The organism is Dyella sp. 2YAF14 (assembly GCF_052114725.1).
Taxonomy (GTDB): Bacteria; Pseudomonadota; Gammaproteobacteria; order Xanthomonadales; family Rhodanobacteraceae; genus Dyella.
In genome coordinates, this window is record NZ_JBFRFH010000001.1 from 723,434 (window position 1) to 742,862 (window position 19,429).

Sequence of the window (19,429 nt, forward strand, 5' to 3'; positions counted from 1 at the left end):
CGTGATCCGTCCGCCCTTCGTGCATGCTACTTCAACCCACCCGATGCAGGCGCCGGGCCGCCAGCAGGAAGAAACCCACGCCATAGGCCATGAGCACAAGCAGGTGCGGCCATGCGTTGGAGTGACCCAGCCCGAGCGAACCCAGCGCCAGTTGCTGCAGGTGGGCGCTGGGCCAGACCGGTGCCATGCGCTGCAGCGCCTGCGGGAGTGCGGAAAGCGGAATCCATAGCCCCGACAGGAACGACATGGGCAAATAGATGAGGTTGATGACGCCCGGCGCACCCTGACCTTTCACCAGCGTACCCACCAGCATGCCCAGTGCGCAGAACGGCAGCACGCCCAACATGCCGGTGACGATGAACACCAGCGCCTGCAGCACGCCCAACTGCACGTGCGCCAGACCGATGCCCAGCGCCAGCAGCAACAGCATCACCATGGCGGCGGCCAGCATCGCCATCACCATCTTGCCCAGCAGATACGCACCGGGCGGCATCGGCATCGCCCGCTTGAGCGTCAGCAGGCCGTTTTCACGCTCCATCGCCAAAGAGACGCCAAAGCCGAACAGACCCGGGCTCATCACGCCGAACACGCCATAGCTCGCCAGCAGATAGCGCGCCGTGTTCGCATCGGCGTTGTGATTCATCACGATGCCGAACAACAGGTAGAACATGGTGGGAAACAAGGTCACCGGCAGCAGGAAGCCGGGCGAGCGGAAGTAGCGCAGGCATTCGCTGCGCGCCTCCATGGCGTAGGCCGCGAGCAGGCGGCGAGACGTCATGCCTTCATATGGCAGGCTGTGGATGGCGGTCACGGACATTACGCAGCCTCCTTTTCAGCGACGCTCTCGCGGGTCAACTCGGTGAACGCCTCGGCGAGGCCGGCGCGACGCACTTCCAGCTCCGACAACAAGGGATCGGCATCGAGCAAGCGGCGCAGCACGCGTTCGGGCGCATCGCTGTGCAAAAGCAGGTGCGTCCCGTCGCGTTCGGCATGCGATACGTGCGGCCATTGCGCGAGCGCGCTCGCATCGAGATCGCTGATGCAGCGGATGCGCGTCACCGCTACATGCGCACGCAGCTCATCCACGCTGCCCTGGCTCAATACGCGGCCCTTGCCAAGCACTACTACGCGTTGCGCCAGCGCTTCGGCTTCTTCCAGGTAATGTGTGGTGAGCACGACGGAACAACCTTCGGCGATGAGTCGTCCAATCGCCGCCCATAGTTTTTGCCGTGCGTCGATATCCATGCCGACCGTGGGCTCATCCAGAAACAGCAACTCCGGCCTTCCGCACAACGCCAGCGCAAACTGCACGCGGCGCTGCTGGCCACCGGACAGCGCTGCATAGCGACGGGAGAGCAGATCGGTCACACCGGCCATCTCCGCGCTTTCCGCCAGTGAACGCGGCGCGGGGTAATAGCTCATGGTGAGGCGTAACAGTTCCGATACAGTCAGCGTCGATGGCAGAAAGGCCGACTGCAGCATCACGCCGATGCGACGGCGCGCGTCGATCGCCTGCGGATCCTGGCCAAACAATTCCACCTTGCCCGCGTCGGCGCGCAACAAGCCCAGCAGCAGGCTGATCGCCGTGCTTTTGCCAGCGCCGTTGGGGCCGAGCAAGGCGAGTAGTTCGCCGCGGTGCAGCATGAGGTCCAGACCATCCAGCGCCGTTAAAGCGCCGTAACGTTTGACTGCGCCAGACAGGCTGGCCACCACTGCGGCAGATGGGTTCATGGCTCCTCCTTGTTGCCTGCCATGCTAGGCAGTGCAAGGGTTTGCCGGCAGTTGACCCCGTCAGCTACCACACATGACAAGCGTCACCCGGGGTACCGGCGGCGACACCGCCGCGCTATGCTCAGGCAGTCGTTGCATTGCCACATCCGTGACGGATCGCAGTGCGGCATGGCTCTCACGGGCCAAGAGAAACGCTGAACGGTTTCGCGTTTCCGCAACGCATTCGTAGACATATCGATGCGCATGCCATCGGGACGGCAGGCAAGTCGACTTTGAAGGAGTTACCCATGGGTGTGATTGATCAGCTGCGCGAAATGCGCGAATTCGGCGGCGCACCGCAGACCAGTGGCCTCGATGAAGCCACCATCGAACGCTACGCGGGCAGTCATCCTGACCTGGTGCAGGCGATCAGCGATGCAGTGACGCGTCATCGTGAACTGCGCGCTGAACTCGGCGACTTCCTCAAGCTCGACGAAGCCGAACAGATGGCGCAGGTGCAGTCCGAATTCGTCAACTTCTATCCGGACGATGCCATCAACCCGTACCTGCCCGCTGCTGCGCGCGGCCCGTGGGTAGTGAGTTTCAAGGGCGCCGTGATCCACGACAACGGCGGCTACGGCATGCTTGGCTTTGGCCACAACAACGCCGCCATCGACGCCGCGCTGGCACGTCCGCAGGTGATGGCCAATGTGATGACGCCGAGCATCTCGCAGATGCGTTTTGCCAAGGCGATGGATCGCGAACTGGGCCGCCACCGCGACGGCAATCCGTATACGCGTTACCTCGCGCTCAATTCCGGTTCGGAGTCGGTGGGCCTGGCCTGTCGCATTGCCGACGTCAATGCCAAGCTGCTGACCGATCCGGGCGCACGCTATGCCGGTCGCACCATCAAGCGCCTGGTGGTCAAGGGCGCCTTCCACGGTCGCACCGACAAGCCGGCGCTGTATTCCGATTCCACGCGCAAGACTTACCTGCAGCATCTGGCCAGCTATCGCCACGAAGACACGCTGCTCACCGTGCAGCCTTACGACATCGCCCAGCTCGAAGCCGTGTTTGCCGACGCGGACAAGAACGGCTGGTTTATCGAGGCGATGTTCCTGGAACCGGTGATGGGCGAAGGCGATCCGGGCCGCGCGGTGACGCCGGAGTTCTACCAGAAGGCGCGCGCGCTCACCGAAGCGCACGGTTCGCTGTTGCTGGTCGACTCCATCCAGGCGGGCCTGCGTGCGCACGGCGTGTTGTCGGTCACCGATTATCCGGGCTTCGAGAAACTCGCGCCGCCGGATATGGAAACCTTCTCCAAGGCGCTCAACGCCGGCCAGTATCCGCTGTCCGTGCTGGCTGTCACTGCGCGCACCGCCGAGCTGTACCGCAAGGGCATCTACGGCAACACCATGACGGCCAATCCGCGCGCGCTCGATGTGGCGCTCGCCACGCTCGACCTGCTCACCGACGAGGTGCGCAACAACATCCGCGAGCGCGGCAAGGAATTCGTCGACAAGCTCAATGCGCTCAAGAACGAACTGGGCGGCCTGATCACCAAGGTGCAGGGCACCGGCCTGTTGTTCTCCTGCGAGCTGGCACCGGAGTTCAAGTGCTACGGCGCCGATTCGATCGAGGAGTTCATGCGCGAGCGCGGCGTCGGCGTGATCCACGGCGGTACCAACTCGCTGCGCTTCACGCCGCACTTCCTGGTGACCAGCGACGAAGTGGACCTGGTCGTTTCGCATGTGCGTCAGGCCCTGCTGCAGGGGCCGCGCAAGCTCAAGACGGTGAAGGCCGAAGCGGCCTGAGGCAGCGACATGACCGGCGTCGTTCACGCAACGTCGACGATGCCGGTCACACAGCAGAACGCAAAGCGCTTCGCAAAATGAAGCGCCGCCGCAACTTCCTTCGCAAAACTGTCGCAATAGCTACTTAGCCTCTCCCTGATGGGGTCCGCCCCGGACCCAGGAAGGGAGTGGTTAATGAAACCAACGCACATTCGACGTGCCCTATTAGTCGCACTGTTGCTCGCCCTGTCGGCAACCGCTGCGCAAGCGGCAGATCTCAACATCAGTCAGTTTCGCGTCCGTGGCCCCGCCGGCGGCAACGACGAATTCGTCGAGCTGTTCAACAGCGGCAGCAAGGCGCTGGATCTGTCGGGCTACAAATTCAACGCCTCCAACGTCAGCGGCACCACCGGCACGCGCCTGACGCTGCCGAGCGGCACGTCCATCGCGCCGGGCTGCTATCTGTTGCTCACCAACAGCGCGAGCAGCGGTTATTCCGGCAGCGTGGCCGGCGATCTCAAGTACAGCACAGGCGTCACCGACGACGGCGGTCTGGCCATCCTCGATGGTTCGGGCCAGCTGGTTGATCAGGTCGGCCTCTCCACTGGTTCTGCGTACAAGGCCGGCACGCCACTGGCGTCGCTCGGCACCACGAATGCCGATAAGGGCTATGGCCGCAAGCCCACGGCCGCGGGCCTGCCGCAAAACACCGGCGACAACCAGGCGGATTTCAACGTGGTGTCTCCCACGGCGCCGCACAACAGCGCAAGCTCGTGCGTCGTGCTGGGCCAGGCGTTGTCCATCGCCGATGCAAGCGCCACGGTGCGCGGTGCGGCGGACGTCCAAATGCCTTTCACCGTCTCACTCACCCAGCCTGCGCCCACGGGTGGCGTCGCGGTGCACGTGGCGACGCTCGATGGCACGGCTACGGTGGCCAATCATGACTACGACGCGCTCGATACCAACGTCAGCATCGCCGAAGGGCAGATGCAGGCGAACTTCAACGTGGTGGTGCACGGCCGCACCACGCCGAGCGACGACAAGGCCTTCGAGGTCAAGCTGAGCCAGCCCAGCGGCAATCTTCCGCTGTCGCGCGATACGGCGATCGGCGCGATCCTCTACGACATCCCGGTTGCTGCCGAGATCTGGCAGATCCAGGGGCGCGATCAGATCTCGCCGCTGCTCGGCAAGCCGGTTAAGACCACGGGCAACATCGTCACCGCGGTGGGCCCGGCGGGCTTCACCATGCAGACGCCCGACGCACGCGCCGATGCCGATGCGCTCACGTCCAACGGCATCTATGTGTTCACCTCCAGCACGCCGACGGTGGCGGTGGGCGATGTGGTGAACGTGGACGCCAGGGTCGCCAACTACTATCAGTTGCCCGAACTCACCAGCCCCGTGGTGACGGTGAGCTCGCATGGCGCGCGCCTGCCGAAGGCGGTGGTGTTTGGCGATGCGATCCCGTCGTCCGATCCGACCAAGCTGTCGTGCGGCGCAACCAACTTCCAGTGCTTCGTGGGCATGCGCGTGGTGATCGAGAACGGCATGATCAACACGGGCAACAAGCGTTTCAGCGGCGAGCCGTATGCGGAAGTGAGCATCACCGCGAACGGCAAGCGCTCGTTGCGTCTCCCCGGCGTGCGCTATGGCGTGCCGGTGCCTGACGGTGTGCAGCTAGCCAACTGGAGCGGCAACCCGGAAGTATTCAAGATGAATACCGCGGACTTCGGCGCCGTGCCGCTCAACACGCCGTTCGTGGCGGGCACCACGTTCCGAGCCGAAGGCATCATCTCCTACGACTTCGGTGCCTACACCTTCATCCCGACCAAGATCAGCTTGAAGCACGTCGCGGAAATGCCGCGCTCCGTTTCACTGACCGCGCCGTACGCACTGCGCATCGGTGCGTTCAACACCGAGCGCTTCTGCGACACCAACTTCAACACCGTCTTTACCTGCAGCGGCGACAGCAAGGAGCCGACGGCCGATGAAGTGGCCTTGAAGACGCAGCGCCTGTCCGCCTATATCGGCAGCGTGCTGCAGTTGCCCGACGTGTTGTCAGTGGAGGAAGTGAAGAGCCTGCCGCTGCTACAAGGTTTGGCCACGCAGTTGGGTGACGACTATCGCGCCAAGTACCAGGCCTACCTGGTGCCCGGACACGATCCCAGCGGCATCAACGTGGGCTTCCTGGTGCGCAGCGACCGCGTCCGCGTGGTGTCCGTGCAGCAGCTGGCCGCCGACGAAACCTGGAACGACAACGGCCAGACCGCGTTCGTGCACGACCATCCGCCGCTGTTGCTCACCGCCGAAGCGCGCGGCGTTCGCTTCCAGGTGATCTCGGTGCACATGAAGGCTCGCACCAACGTCGACGACAACGACGACAGCGCCGTGCGCGACCGTCAGAAGCGCTTCCTGCAAGCCAGTTCGCTGGCACGCCAGGTGCAAAGCCTGCAGGGCACCAATCCGTGGCTGCCGTTGATGGTGGTGGGCGACTTCAACGCCTACCAGTTCAGCGATGGCTGGGTGGACGTGGTGGGACTGGCCTCGGGCAAGTACAAGGACAGCGAAAACCAGCTGAAGCTGGGCAAGAACATCGTGCGCCCTGCCCTGTGGAATGCGGTCGAATCGGTGCCGCAGAACGATCGCTACTCGTTCCTCTACACCGAGGCATTTGGCCCGATCCAGGGCTATACCACGGCAGGCTCCGGCAACTCGGGCCGCGAGGTGCCCACCGTGCAAGTGCTCGATCATGCGCTGATGAACGATGTCGCCCGACTGCGCTTCCTGAAGATGCAGTACGGCCGCGCCGATCTCGATGCGCCGGTGCAGACCGAGGCCGATGCGGCCAGCGCCACCGACGTGCGCAAGGCGATTGGCGTGTCCGATCACGATGGTTTCGTGGTCGATCTGTTCGTGCCGGGATTGTTCGGCGAACAAGGCCATGGTCATCACGATGACGACGACCACGGGCATGGCCATCACGACGACGATGACCAAGGGCACGACCACGGTCACTGATCGGTAGCTTCAAATCCCTGGGAGGCCACGCCCGGCGACGGGCGTGGCCTTTCCTTTGGCGCCCCGCCAGGCTAAGAAAAGTCCGATTCTCCTGTCCCCCTCCGGCTTGCTGAACGGGACGCCTCGGCGACCACGCGCGCCCTCCCACGCGACCTGTCGGCAGGCATAGACTTGCGACGCCGGCGTTCGCCGGTCATGTCATCCAGGAGGGTACCCGCATGTCTTCGCGTTTGAGTCTGATGGTTGCCAGCGTTGCGCTGGCCTTCGCTGCCTCCACCGCCTTCGCCGCGCCGCAGGCGGCAAGCAGCAGCGCGCCCGCCAAGAACTCGCAGCAGCAGCGCATGACCGACTGCAACAAGCAGGCCACGGGCAAGACCGGCGACGAGCGCAAGACCTTCATGAGCAGCTGCCTGAAGGGCGAAAGCGCCGCACCGGCCAAGATGACCCAGCAGGAAAAGATGAAGGCCTGCAATGCCGATCCGCATGCCAAGACGCTCAAGGGCGACGAGCGCAAGCAGTTCATGAGCGCCTGCCTGAGCGGTACGCCCAACGCGGGCCATTGATCGCATTTTTGAGCAAGCCACCAGGGCGCCGGTTTTATCGGCGCCCTTTTTATTGCCGCTTGAGGTTCTGCTGCTATCCTGCGCACTCTCAAGCCTTCCAGGGATTCACCGCCGACATGCGCCTCTAAGCCGCTCGCCTGCCAACCGATTGCTCCCACTTTGGGTGCGTTGCGTCTGGCCACGAGTGACAGGGCGGTCGACATCCCACAGCGCGCTTAAGCGCCAGACCCCTTGTCGTATGCCACTCCCCTATCGGAGGGTCTATGACAGCCATAGCCATGTTTATCCATCAGCTCGGCTTTGCTTTGCCGGGTCGCGATCCCGTTTTCGAAAAACTCGAGACGTCCTTTTCCGTTGGCCGCCATGCACTGGTCGGACGCAATGGCAGCGGCAAGTCTCTGCTCGGTCAGATCCTTGCTGGCCGGATCGAACCCACCCACGGCCAGGTCGCGCGCACCGTCGAGCTCGCCTATCTACCGCAACGCTGGCCAGCGTTCGGCGGCAGCATCGCTGCGGCATTGGGCGTGGAGCACAAACTCGATGCGCTGCGCCGGATCGAGGCAGGCAGCGTTGATCCTGCGGATTTCCAGGCGCTTGCCGACGACTGGACCGTGTACGAACGGGCTAGTCGATGGCTGGAACAGGCCGCGCTACCGAGCGATCTGGCACGGCCATGGGAGAGCCTCAGCGGCGGCGAACGCGTGCGCCTGCAGCTCACGCAGTTGTTCGAACACGACCAGCATTTCCTGATACTCGATGAGCCGGGCAATCACCTGGATCGTCGCGGCCGGCATTGGTTGCGCGAAAAGCTGACGGCACACGCGGGCGGCTATCTGCTGATCAGCCACGACCGCGCACTGCTGGCCGACGTGGAAAGCATCGACGAACTCTCACCGCAAGGCTTGCGTCGCTATGGCGGCGACTACGCCGCCTATGCCGCGCGACGCGATGCCGACCAACAGGCGGCCGGGCGGCAACTGGATCAGGCGCGACGCGAGCAGAAGATGCTCGAGCGCAAACAGCACGAAGAGCGGCAACGTCTCGCCAGGCAACAACAGAAAGCCCAGCGCGAACGTGCAAACGCGAACATGCCCACCATCCTGCTGGATCGACGCAAGCAGCGCTCGGAAGACACCGGTGCCCGCCTGCTCACCGCGCAGCGTTTGCAACAAGCCAGGCAACACGAACAACTCTCCGAGGCCCGTGCTCGCGTGGACGTGCATCGCGCCCAGCGTTTCGACCTGGGTGAGCATGCGGCGACGCGTGCATCGTTCCAATTGCACGACTTCATACCGCCCTACGGACATGACCAGCCGATCAATCTGCATCTCGCACCGGGCGAACGCCTTTACCTGCACGGCGACAACGGCAGCGGCAAATCCAGCCTGCTCGCCGCCATCGCCGGGCGTTTACCCCCACGCGGCGGACAACTCCGGCGTGGCGAACGCTTGCTGCTGATCGACCAGCACTACAGCTTGCTGGATGACCAACACAGCGCTCTGGAGAACCTGCGCGAGCTGTCGCCCGGCCATGCACCGACGCGCTATCGCGAATATCTCGCGGGCATCGGCCTGCGTGGCGAGCGTGCCGACGTGGCCGCCGGTGCGCTGAGCGGGGGCGAACGCGTGAAGCTCGCCCTGCTGGCACTCGACAGCGCGCGTGAACCCTATGACCTGTTGCTGCTCGACGAGCCGGACAGCCATCTGGATCTGGACAGCCGCCAGCTGCTCGAGCAGGCATTGGCGACCTATCGCGGCTCGCTGATCCTGGTCAGCCACGATGCGGAACTGGTCGCGAAGGCGGGTATCGATCGCGAGCTTCGGCTGGACAAACCGCTCGCCCTCATCACGCCGCGTGAGTGACAATTCACCGACTCTGCCGCCAGGTTTGCCCATGAAAATCGTCGAAGTCCATCACCCCCTGATCCAGCACAAGCTCGGCCTGATGCGCCGCGCCGGCATCAGCACCAAGGAATTTCGCGAGCTGGCCTCGGAAGTGGCTTCGCTGTTGACCTACGAAGCCACCAAGGATCTGGAAACCGTCGAGCAGCGCATCGAAGGCTGGGCCGGTCCGCTCACCGTGCACCAGATCAAGGGCAAGAAGGTCACCATCGTGCCGATCCTGCGCGCCGGCCTGGGCATGCTGCCCGGCGTGCTCGACATGATTCCCGCGGCCAAGGTGAGTGTGGTCGGCCTGCAGCGCAACGAGGAGACGCTCGAGCCCATCACCTATTACGAGAAGCTCACCGGCCGCATGGACGAGCGCATCGCGCTGATCGTCGATCCCATGCTGGCCACCGCCGGCACCCTGATTGCCACGGTGGACATGCTCAAGGCCGCCGGTTGCAAGCGCATCAAGGGACTGTTCCTGGTCGCCGCGCCCGAAGGCCTCAAGCGCATCGAAGCGGCGCATCCGGATGTGGAGATCTATACCGCGTCCATCGACGAGCGGCTCAACGAGCACGGCTACATCCTGCCCGGGCTCGGCGATGCGGGCGACAAGATCTTCGGCACCAAGCAATTGCCCGCCAGCTGAGCATCGGCATCTCACGTTCCGCCAAAACCCCGCCCTCATCGGCGGGGTTTTTCTTTGACTCAAGCATGAGAAGTGCAGCACATAAGTCACGGAGACGACATCTTCCCGTGCCATGATTTCCGCGTCGCCTCGACCCCGCGAGGCAGTCATAACAAGTTGAAGATAAAGCGCTTTTCCTGCATTTTTGGCTAAAGTTACCGCGCGGTGAGCCGACAGCTCTTGCAGTTCCCTCACCCCGGACTTCCCCATGTTCAAGTTCTCCAAGCCGACCACCGGATTGACGCTGCGCCAGCGTCTGCTGTTGCGCCTGCTGGCCATCGTGTCGCTGCTGGCGATCACCTGCGTGGCCGGCATGGTGCAGTTGCATCGCGCGGACACGCGCATCCAGGGTCTGGTCGACGGTTCGCTCAGCCCGGTCGCCGACGTGGGCCGCGTGCAGAACGACTACAACAGCACACTGCAGGTGCTGGTCCATGCCGTGATGTCCCAGTTGCCCTCGGCGGTGGAAGACGCACACACGCGCATCCACGCCGATCGCATCGATGCCGAGCGCCACTGGAAGACGCTGCTGGGCAGCGAACTGGCGCAGGAACAGGCGCAGGCGCTCAAGCTCACCACCGCCCATCGCGCCGAAGCCGACCGCATCATCGACGAGACCCTCGCCCTGCTCGATGCGGGTCAGTTCGATATCGGCGGCCTCAAGCTCACCACCGAAGTGCAGCCGGCCTATGAGCCCCTGCAGAGCGACTTCGCCAACCTGTTCCAGTCCGCGCTTGCCAAGGGCAACAAGCAGGTGGCCATGCAGCGCGCGGCGGATCGCGACGGCATGGTGCTTTTGCTGGTGCTGCTGGGCGTGGCGCTCGCCGTCACCATCCTGATGGATGGCGCGCTGATGCGCTCGCTCATGCAACGCCTCACGCGCGCCACGCAGGTGGCCGAACGCATCGCCGCCGGCACGCTGGGCGAGGCGATCGACGTCGGCTCCAACGACGAGCTGGGCAAACTGCTGGGCGCGCTCGCCTCCATGGATACCCAGCTCACCCAGGTGCTGACCGAAGTACGCGTCGGTGCCGAATCGGTGGGCGAACGCGCGCGTCGGCTTGCCTTGGACAACGAAGCGCTGAGCTCGCGCACGCAGGCGCAAGCGGCCAGCCTGGAGCAGACAAGCGCGTCGATGACCCATATGGCGGATACCGCCGCACTGGGTGCGGGCCACGCCGATGGCGCAGCGGCCGCGGCACGCGATGCCCTGGAGCACGCCGAGCATGGCCGCCAGGTGGCAGACGAAGCCATCGATTCGATGCTCGCCATCGAAAAGGCCAGCCGCGATATCGCGGAGATCGTCGACCTGGTCGACAGCATTGCGTTCCAGACCAACCTGCTCTCGCTCAACGCAGCCATCGAAGCGGCGCAGGCAGGCGAGCGTGGCCGCGGATTCGCCGTGGTGGCCACCGAAGTGCGCCAGCTCGCGCGCCGTTGCGTGGATGCCGGCAAGGACATCCGTCGCCTGGTGGAACGCAGCGGCGACGCCGTCGTCACCGCACGCGAACGCGTGACGCGCTCGGGCGAGGCGCTCGACGGCATCGTGCTCAGCATCGCCAATGTATCGACGCGCGTCTCGCAGATTTCCGGCGCCACGCTGTCCCAGGTCAGTGGCATCGGCCAGGTCAATCGCGCGGTGATGGCAATGGACGGCATGACCCAGGCCAACGCCGAGCTGGTCGAAGACATCAAGTACACCGGCCGCGCGCTGGCCACCGATGCCGACACGCTGATGCGGCAAGTCGCGTTTTTCCGCCTTCCCCAAACGGAAGGCCACCACGGGTCGCCGCATGAAGCGGGGCTCTCATCTGCCAAGGTGCATCCAACGCGGGCCGCGGCCTGACATCGAACAGGGCATGCCAGCCAGACCCCTCCCCCACTACACGCCACAAGCCGTGCTTGAGCGCGCGCTCGCCGCAGGAAGCCTGCAGCCGGTCTTTCAGCCGGTGGTGCGCGTGGACACGCTCGAAGTGGTGGCGCACGAGGGCCTGAGCCGCTGTGCCTTCATGCCGGGCGAACTGTCGATCCTCGATCTGCTGGATCTGGCCCGCATGGAGGGCCGACTGGCGGAGCTGGAATTGCATGCCGCACGCACGCTATGCAGTGCGTTCGAAGCGCAGGCGGCAGCGGGCCGCCTGCTGGTGAACCTGAGCGCGCACGCCATCCTGCACGACACCTTGCGCCCGGACGACGTGCTGCTGGCACTGTCGGCCTGCGGCCTCGACCCCGCCCGCGTCACCATCGAAGTGACCGAGCGCGATGTGGTAGAAAGCCCTGCCCGCCTCGCCCATGCGCTGGGCTATCTGCGCGCGCATGGCATCCGCGTCGCGCTGGACGATTTCGGCAACGGCCATTCCAACTTCGAGATGTGGAACGAGATCCACCCCGACGTGGTGAAGATCGACCGATACCTCATCAACGGCGTGTCGCGCAGCGCGGGACGCCTGGCCATCGTGCGCTCGCTTTGCCAGGTCGCCGAATCGCTGGGCACCGACCTGGTCGGCGAAGGCGTGGAAGACCCGGCGGACCTGCGCGTCTTGCGCGACCTGGGTATCCCCTATGCGCAAGGCTTCCTGATTGGCCGTCCTGCCGAACACATTGTCCGCGAAGCCAGCGCCGAATCCCGGCAAGTGTTGCGTACGGCGGCAGTGTCAGTGCTGCCGCGCCCGCGCGGCCCGGTCACGCAGCGTCCCACGCAAGTGAGCCACCTGTTGATCGAGGCGCCCGCCGTGCAGCCGCGTCAGACCAACGACGAGGTGATGGCGCTGTTCGTCGATCATCCCGAGCTGCACGCGGTGGCGGTGGTCAAGGACGGGCATCCGATCGGCCTGATCAATCGCCGCCTGGTCAACGAGCGCATGGCGCAGCCCTTTGCCCGCGAACTGCTGGCGCGCAAGTCATGCACGGCGCTGATGAACAGCGCGCCGCTGGTATGCGATGAAAACCGCAGCCTCGAAAGTCTGGCCGACGTGCTGCGCGGCGAAGATCAACGCTATCTCGCCGACGGTTTCATCGTGACGCGCAAGGGCGTCTATCTGGGCCTGGGCACGGGCGAGGCCCTGGTGCGTCGCGTGAGCGAGCTGCGTATCGAAGCAGCGCGGCACGCGAACCCGCTGACCTTCCTGCCCGGCAATATCCCCACCACCGAACATCTGGAACGGCTGATCGATGGCGGCGAGTGTTTCACCGTGGTGCACGTCGATCTCACCGACTTCAAACCGTTCAACGATCACTACGGCTATTCGCGCGGCGACGAGATGATCCGCCTGCTGTCAGGGCTGCTCAGCGAGCACGTGGACCCGGCGCTGGATTTCATCGGCCATATCGGCGGCGACGATTTCGTGGTGCTGTTCCAGAGCGGCGACTGGGAGGCGCGCTGCCAGCGGGTGATCGATGCGTTCAATGCGCGCTCGCCGCAACTGTTCGATGCGCTGGACATCTTCCACGGCGGACTGCAAGGCAAGGATCGTCGCGGCGAGCCGCAATTCTTCCCGTTTACGACGGTGGTGATGGGAGCAGTGGAGCTGGCGCCACCGCTGCCGCAGCGCGCGCAATCGATCGCCATGCTCGCCGCGCGCGCCAAGCGCCAGGCCAAGCGTGCGCACGTCAGCCTGCACGTGTTTCCCCGGCTGGCCATGTCGCAGACATAAGAAAACCCCGGCAGATGGCTACCGGGGTTCGCGTACGTCAGTGGGGCTCAATCAGCCGCGGAAACGATCGGTCGCGTTGATCAGCTCCGAGATATTGCCCGGCTCGAATGCAGAGTGACCGGCATCCTGCACGATGCGCAGATCCGCTTCCGGCCACGCACGATGCAGATCCCAGGCGCTGCGCATCGGGCACACCACGTCGTAGCGACCCTGCACGATCACGGCAGGAATCTTGCGGATGCGCTCGACGTTGCGCAGCAGCTGGTCATCATGTTCGAAGAAGCCGCCGTGCACGAAGTAGTGGCATTCGATGCGGGCAAAGGCCAAGGCGAATTCGTCTTCGCCGCTGGACTGGATATGGCTTTCGTCCTGCCACAGGTAACTGGTGGCGCCCTCCCATACCGACCATGCACGCGCGGCTTCCACGCGTTCGATCGGGTCGCTGCTGGTCAGGCGACGGTAGTAGGCGCTCATCAGGTCGCCGTGCTCCACCTCGGGGATCGCCTTCAGATAGGTTTCCCAGGCATCGGGATACAGCGCGTCGCAACCCTTCTGGTAGAACCACTCCAGTTCCCAGCGACGCAGCATGAAGATGCCGCGCAACACCAGCTCAGTCACGCGCTCCGGATGCGTCTGCGCATAGGCGAGCGCCAGCGTCGAACCCCAGGAGCCGCCGAACACCTGCCAGCGATCGATGCCCAGATGCCCGCGGATGCGCTCGATGTCGTTGACCAGGTTCCAGGTGGTGTTCTCGTGCAATTCCGCATGCGGCGTGGACTTGCCGCAGCCGCGCTGATCGAACAGCACGATGCGATACACCGCCGGATCGAAGAAGCGCCGGCACTTCGGATTGGTGCCGCCGCCCGGGCCGCCATGCAGGAACACTACCGGCTTGCCGTTGGGATTGCCGCTCTGTTCGTAGTACAGCGTGTGCAGGTCCGACACCTTGAGCATGCCGGTGTCATACGGCTCGATCTCGGGATACAGGGTGCGAAGTTCCTGCGACATGCTCGATGCTCCTGAAGCGAACGGGGACGGCCTATAAGGCTATCACGCCACCCCTGATCGCCTCTTTCACCCAGACCTCCGGCGCACTTCTCAGTGCGCCGGAGACAGACTCAGGGCGCGCCGACCGTCAGCACCGTGAAGCTATCCGGCACGATGTCCGGGCGGGCGCCCTCCTTCGGTGCCGACGCCCACTTGGCCGCCGAGAGGTAGAGCCGATGCAGCTTGGGATCGAGCGTGAGTGTGCGGGCGCTGGGCTGAGTCGGAATAGATGCGACCACGCTGTAGTGATCGGCGTCCTTCTGGCGCACGGCCGTAATATCACCGCTCTCGCCATTGGAGCTGTACACCATCGAGGTGGCCTCATCGAAGACCACCGCATCCGGGCCTTCGCCGATCGGCACCCGCGCCACGGCCTGGCCGTTCTCGGCATTGGTCACGGCCATCTGCTTATTGTCGCAAACAGAAAACAGGCGATGCAGCTTGCGGTCGATCGCCAGGCCGGTCGGCGCTTCGCAACCGCCCAGCGACCACGTCGCTGCCACGGTGTTGCTGGTCGTGTCGATCTTCACCAGCTGTGCCGTGTCTTCAATATTCACGTAGATCGATCCGGCCTCGTCGCTTTGCGCGAATTCCGGCTTGCCGGGCAAGGCCACCGTGGCCGTCACGGTATTGGTGGCAGGGTCAATCACGCTGAAAGAATGTCCCTTGCCGTTGAACGTGAACACGTGCTTCGACGCCGGGTCGTAGGCAATGGCATCGGGCTTCTCGCCCGTGCCGCTGATGGTCGCCACGACATTGAAGGTGTCGAGGTCAAACACCGTGACCGAGGCGGCCTGCCCGTTGCTGGCATAGCCGCGATGCGCCGACTGATCCAGCGCCACGCCGTGTACGCCCTTCGTGCCGGGAATCGTGCCGATACGCTTGTGCTGGTCCACGTCCACCACATCGACATGGTCGCCGCGCGTCACGAACAGATGACGGCGCTGCGCATCGAAACTGAGGTAATCCCAGCCGCCGGCGCCACCGAGCGGCAGGCGGGCGAGCACGCGGAAATCCGCGGGCGCCGGGGTAGCCGCCGCATGGCCGGCAAACGCCGCCGCGAGGGCACAGAACAGCAGGGTGGGCAAAGGACGCATGGGAGATCTGCCAGCAGTGAGGTCTGCACAGCATCCCCGCCCCGACTTAGGTCCGGCTTAGCCGGCGCCGCTGGACGCCATCAGACGAACAGCTTGCCCGGATTGAGCAGCCCCTTGGGGTCGAACACCTGCCGCACGCCGCGCATCAGCGCAATTTCCGCTTCGCTACGGGTGCTGCCCAGATAGGCGCGCTTGACCAGGCCGATGCCGTGCTCGGCCGAAATGCTGCCGCCATGCCGCTGCAGCGTTTCGGCCAGCAACTTGGTGACGTGCTCGCACTGGGCGATGAAATCGCTGTCCGACAGATCGTCCGGACGCAGCACGTTGATATGCAGGTTGCCGTCACCGATGTGTCCAAACCAGACCACGTCGAAGTGCGGATACTCGCGACCCAGCAAGGCCTGGATCTCGCGCAGGAAAGCCGGCAGCGCACTGATCCGCAGCGAGATGTCGTTCTTGTACGGGCGATGCGGCGCCAGGCTCTCGGTGATGCCTTCGCGCAGCCGCCACAACGCGGCCGCCTGCGCATCACTTTGCGCGATCACGCCGTCGCTGATCCAGCCGTGATCCACGCCGACTTCGAACGCAGCTAGCGCGGCGTCCTGTGCTGCTTCGCTGTTGTCGAACTCGGTCACCACGTAATACGGGTGCTCGCCATCGATGGCCCGCTGCGCACCGTGCGCCAACACATGGCGCAGTGCTGCATCGGTGAAGAACTCGAACGCCTGGAGGGTGAGCCGCGAGCGAAACAGCGCGAACACCTCCATCAGCGCTTCCATATTGGGCAGCGCCAGCAACATGACCTGCGATGGCGGCGGCGGATCGGTGAGACGCAAGGTCGCTTCGACCACGACACCCAACGTTCCCTCCGAACCGATCAGCAACTGGCGCAGGTCGTAGCCGCTGGAGTTCTTGATCAGCCCGCGATTGAGCTGCAACAGCTCGCCGTTGCCAGCCACCACGGTGAGTCCGGCAATCCACTCGCGCGTGTTGCCGTAGCGGATCACCCGGATGCCGCCGGCATTGGTGGCGATATTGCCGCCGATGGAGCAGGAGCCGCGGGCGGCAAAGTCCACTGGATAGAGCAGCCCCTGTTCCCTGGCGGCCTCGTGCACGGCATGCAGCGTCATGCCGGCCTGCACGGTGAGCGTGCGGTCCACTGCATCGAAGTCGAGCACGCGATTCATGCGCTCCAGGCTGAGCACCAGCTCGCCGTTCGCCGCCACCGCGCCACCCGACAGACCCGTGCGACCGCCCGAGGGTACGATCGCCACCTGTTGCTCATTGGCCCAGCGCACCACGGCCTGCACCTCGGCCACGTCGCCAGGCAGCGCGATTGCCAGCGGCGCGGGGGTCCAGCGGCGCGTCCAGTCGCGGCCGTAGTGCTCCAGATCGGCCAGATCGGTCAGCAGGCGAAGATTGGGCAGCCGGGCGGCGAGCGCGGCCAGTCGAGCATCAGTCATGCGGTTGTCCCCGGGTGTGCTGCAAGCCTGCCAGCGCAGCTTTGCATCGTCCAGTGTTGCGACGCCGCAAAAGCGCTTCAAGCCGTGGCATAGTGCAGGCGTTCTCCATTGCGCAACGGCCCATGAAGACCTCGTTCCCGAAACAAGACATCAAGGTACTCCTGCTCGAAGGCGTCAGCCGCAGCGCCGTGGAAAGCTTCCAGCGCGCGGGCTACAGCCAGATCGAATACCACGAAAAAGCCCTGCCGGAGGCCGATTTGAAGGCCCGCATCGCTGAGGCCCATATCGTCGGCATCCGCTCGCGCACGCACCTGACCGATGAGGTGCTTCAGCAGGCTAAACGGCTAATTGCGGTGGGCTGCTTCTGCATCGGCACCAACCAGGTGGACCTCGGCAGCGCCCGCCGGCTCGGCGTGCCGGTGTTCAACGCGCCCTACTCCAATACGCGCAGCGTGGCGGAATTGGTTATCGCTGAAACCATCATGCTGTTGCGCGGCGTCCCGCAGAAGAACGCGCTATGCCATCGCGGCGGCTGGACCAAATCCGCCGCGGGCAGCTTCGAGGCGCGCGACAAGGTGCTCGGCATCGTCGGCTATGGCCATATCGGCACCCAGGTCGGCGTGCTGGCCGAAAGCCTGGGCATGCGCGTGATCTTCCACGACATCGAATCCAAGCTCTCGCTGGGCAACGCCCGCGCCGCCAACAGCCTGGACGACCTGCTGGAACGCGCCGACGTGGTGACCCTGCACGTGCCGGAGACTCCTGCCACCCAGCTGATGATCGGCACCCGCGAACTGGCCCGCATGCGCAAGGGCTCGCTGCTGATCAACGCCTCGCGCGGCACCGTGGTGGATATCGAAGCGCTGGCCGCCTCGCTGCGCTCGGAGCATCTGGCCGGCGCCGCGGTGGACGTCTTCCCGGTCGAACCCAAGGGCAACGACGATGCCTTCGTATCGCCCCTGGTCGGCATGGACAACGTGATCCTCACCCCGCATATCGGCGGCAGCACGCTGGAGGCACAGGACAATATCGGCATCGAAGTGGCCGCCAAACTGGTGCGCTACAGCGACAACGGCTCCACCCTCTCGGCGGTCAACTTCCCCGAAGTTTCGCTGCCCGAACATCCGCGCAGCCGCCGCCTGCTGCACATCCATCGCAACGTGCCGGGCGTGCTCTCGCGCATCAACGAGCTGTTCTCCGCCGGCAACATCAACATCGATGCGCAGTTCCTGCAGACGGATAGCGAAGTGGGTTACGTGGTGATCGACGTGGCGGCCGATGAGAAGCAGTCGGGCGAGCTGCGCGATCGGCTCTCGGCCATTCCGGGAACGCTGCGCAGTCGCGTGCTTTATTGAGAAACGACCATTGTGCGGTGCAGATTCAGTAGTGGAATCTGCACTGCGCGATCTGGATCATCCGTAGGGTTGTCCTGGCGTGCTTCACGCCAGGAGCAGGAAGGTCCAGCAGCCGATAGACCAGCCGGTGTTCCAGGGTGATGCGCCGCGACCACCAACCGGACCAGTTCTCCCTTAGAGGTTCTGGCTTGCCCAGGCCCGTAAAGGGAGTCTTGCGAATATCCCTGATCAAACCATTGATGGCGGCTACCTTGGTGGCATCGCTTGCCTGCCAATGTAGGTAGTCTTCCCAGCCTCGCTTCGACCACCACAGATCATCCCTGTTCCTGTCTTGGTCCATGGCGTTTTACGCCTTCTTCTTGGGCTTCGAGGCTGACTTCGCCGGCGCGGCCTTGGAAGGGTTCTTGGGTTTGCCCGGCGTGGCGGCCTTGACCCGGCTGGCCTTCGAGTCACCCGCCTTGACCTTGGTCTCTACACCGGTATGCCGGCGGATCAACAAAGGGGCCGCATGGCTGGGCTCGTCCATGACCTTGCCGGCCTGGTGCTTGCGCGGGGCCATGCCAGCCAGATCGTCAGGGGTAACCACGCGGGCGGCAGCCGGCAGCCGGGCGTCGGCCTCTTCCATCGCCTCGTTAAGGCGCGCTGCATTCGCCCTGGAGCTGACGAGGTACAGCATCTCTTGAATGGAGTTGTAGTCACTAGCCGAAAGCATCACGAGATCCTCGGCATCGCGGCGCGTGATGAGCGTAGCGGTATGGTCCTCCGCTACCTGATCGGCCACTGCCTTCAGATTGTTCCTTGCCTCCGTGAAGTTCACGGTCCTCATGGGGGCTCTCCCGACATGTACGTCATATTGCACATGTTCAGTGTAGGGCCTGTCCATCAGGCCAACAAGCAAAGGGACGTCTGGTCTTTCCTGCGAAAGAGATAGGGCTTTGCTGCAGCGAAGCCAGCTTCGAGTAGCTTTCGCGGCTCGCTGGCGACCGCTGCAGAGTTTCGAAGTCCCGCTTTCGCAGCATCAACAAACAAAAAAACGGCGCCCAAGGGCACCGTTTTCTTATCTATTGCCGAATTGGTCGGGACGGCGGGATTCGAACCCACGACCCTCTGCCCCCCAGGCAGATGCGCTACCAGGCTGCGCTACGCCCCGATGATC

15 protein-coding genes and 1 tRNA gene are annotated in these 19,429 nt (G+C 64.4%); 8 read left to right on the forward strand and 8 right to left on the reverse strand.

From position 1 onward, the window contains the following. Nucleotides 1-31: 31 nt before the first annotated feature. Both AB4Y82_RS03440 and AB4Y82_RS03445 read right to left on the reverse strand, forming a co-directional pair. Nucleotides 32-817 carry an ABC transporter permease gene (locus AB4Y82_RS03440; RefSeq protein WP_441602611.1) on the reverse strand — a complete coding sequence of 262 codons (786 nt, stop codon included), beginning with the start codon at nucleotides 815-817 and terminating at the stop codon, nucleotides 32-34. Then, complete coding sequence (locus tag AB4Y82_RS03445; RefSeq protein ID WP_441602610.1) at nucleotides 817-1,731, reverse strand: ABC transporter ATP-binding protein; 915 nt, start codon at nucleotides 1,729-1,731, stop codon at nucleotides 817-819. Before AB4Y82_RS03445 ends, AB4Y82_RS03440 begins: the two co-directional genes overlap by 1 nt. A gap of 287 nt (nucleotides 1,732-2,018) precedes the next feature. On the opposite strand from AB4Y82_RS03445, the gene AB4Y82_RS03450 reads away from it, so the two are divergent. The 7 genes from AB4Y82_RS03450 to AB4Y82_RS03480 all read left to right on the forward strand — a co-directional run bounded on the left by AB4Y82_RS03450 (nucleotide 2,019) and on the right by AB4Y82_RS03480 (nucleotide 13,311). Continuing rightward, nucleotides 2,019-3,524, forward strand: a complete 1,506-nt coding sequence (locus tag AB4Y82_RS03450; protein ID WP_441602609.1) for an aminotransferase class III-fold pyridoxal phosphate-dependent enzyme — start codon at nucleotides 2,019-2,021, stop codon at nucleotides 3,522-3,524. Nucleotides 3,525-3,698: 174 nt separating this feature from the next. Beyond that, nucleotides 3,699-6,521: a lamin tail domain-containing protein gene (locus tag AB4Y82_RS03455; RefSeq protein ID WP_441602608.1), complete on the forward strand. Its 2,823-nt coding sequence runs from the start codon at nucleotides 3,699-3,701 to the stop codon at nucleotides 6,519-6,521. A 218-nt stretch (nucleotides 6,522-6,739) separates the two neighbouring features. Beyond that, nucleotides 6,740-7,084 (forward strand): PsiF family protein, encoded by a 345-nt coding sequence (locus AB4Y82_RS03460; RefSeq protein ID WP_441602607.1) that lies wholly within the window; start codon nucleotides 6,740-6,742, stop codon nucleotides 7,082-7,084. Between the two features lie 263 nt (nucleotides 7,085-7,347). Beyond that, a complete protein-coding gene (locus tag AB4Y82_RS03465) occupies nucleotides 7,348-8,946 on the forward strand; it encodes an ATP-binding cassette domain-containing protein (RefSeq protein ID WP_441602606.1) in 1,599 nt (532 codons plus the stop codon). Nucleotides 8,947-8,977: 31 nt separating this feature from the next. Further along, nucleotides 8,978-9,619, forward strand: a complete 642-nt coding sequence (upp, locus tag AB4Y82_RS03470; protein ID WP_441602605.1) for a uracil phosphoribosyltransferase — start codon at nucleotides 8,978-8,980, stop codon at nucleotides 9,617-9,619. 247 nt (nucleotides 9,620-9,866) lie between these two features. Then, the gene (locus AB4Y82_RS03475) at nucleotides 9,867-11,504 is read left to right on the forward strand and encodes a methyl-accepting chemotaxis protein (protein WP_441602604.1); all 1,638 of its coding nucleotides are present in this window, start codon (nucleotides 9,867-9,869) and stop codon (nucleotides 11,502-11,504) included. Between the two features lie 13 nt (nucleotides 11,505-11,517). Next, nucleotides 11,518-13,311 (forward strand): EAL domain-containing protein, encoded by a 1,794-nt coding sequence (locus AB4Y82_RS03480; protein WP_441602603.1) that lies wholly within the window; start codon nucleotides 11,518-11,520, stop codon nucleotides 13,309-13,311. A gap of 51 nt (nucleotides 13,312-13,362) precedes the next feature. Here AB4Y82_RS03480 and pip read toward each other — a convergent pair whose 3' ends face one another. The 3 genes from pip to AB4Y82_RS03495 all read right to left on the reverse strand — a co-directional run bounded on the left by pip (nucleotide 13,363) and on the right by AB4Y82_RS03495 (nucleotide 16,918). Beyond that, nucleotides 13,363-14,319, reverse strand: a complete 957-nt coding sequence (pip, locus tag AB4Y82_RS03485) for a prolyl aminopeptidase (RefSeq protein WP_441602602.1) — start codon at nucleotides 14,317-14,319, stop codon at nucleotides 13,363-13,365. Between the two features lie 110 nt (nucleotides 14,320-14,429). Next, nucleotides 14,430-15,455, reverse strand: a complete 1,026-nt coding sequence (locus tag AB4Y82_RS03490) for a YncE family protein (protein WP_441602601.1) — start codon at nucleotides 15,453-15,455, stop codon at nucleotides 14,430-14,432. 80 nt (nucleotides 15,456-15,535) lie between these two features. Beyond that, a complete protein-coding gene (locus tag AB4Y82_RS03495) occupies nucleotides 15,536-16,918 on the reverse strand; it encodes an FAD-binding oxidoreductase (RefSeq protein WP_441602600.1) in 1,383 nt (460 codons plus the stop codon). 122 nt (nucleotides 16,919-17,040) lie between these two features. Here AB4Y82_RS03495 and serA point away from each other — a divergent pair, with 122 nt between their 5' ends. Then, nucleotides 17,041-18,273 (forward strand): phosphoglycerate dehydrogenase, encoded by a 1,233-nt coding sequence (serA, locus tag AB4Y82_RS03500; RefSeq protein ID WP_441602599.1) that lies wholly within the window; start codon nucleotides 17,041-17,043, stop codon nucleotides 18,271-18,273. A gap of 25 nt (nucleotides 18,274-18,298) precedes the next feature. Here serA and AB4Y82_RS03505 read toward each other — a convergent pair whose 3' ends face one another. From AB4Y82_RS03505 to AB4Y82_RS03515, 3 genes are all read right to left on the reverse strand, one after another. Next, a complete protein-coding gene (locus tag AB4Y82_RS03505) occupies nucleotides 18,299-18,613 on the reverse strand; it encodes a Txe/YoeB family addiction module toxin (RefSeq protein WP_441602598.1) in 315 nt (104 codons plus the stop codon). Nucleotides 18,614-18,619: 6 nt separating this feature from the next. Further along, a complete protein-coding gene (locus tag AB4Y82_RS03510; protein WP_441602597.1) occupies nucleotides 18,620-19,099 on the reverse strand; it encodes a type II toxin-antitoxin system Phd/YefM family antitoxin in 480 nt (159 codons plus the stop codon). Nucleotides 19,100-19,346: 247 nt separating this feature from the next. Next, nucleotides 19,347-19,423, reverse strand: a tRNA-Pro gene (locus AB4Y82_RS03515). Nucleotides 19,424-19,429: the final 6 nt, after the last annotated feature.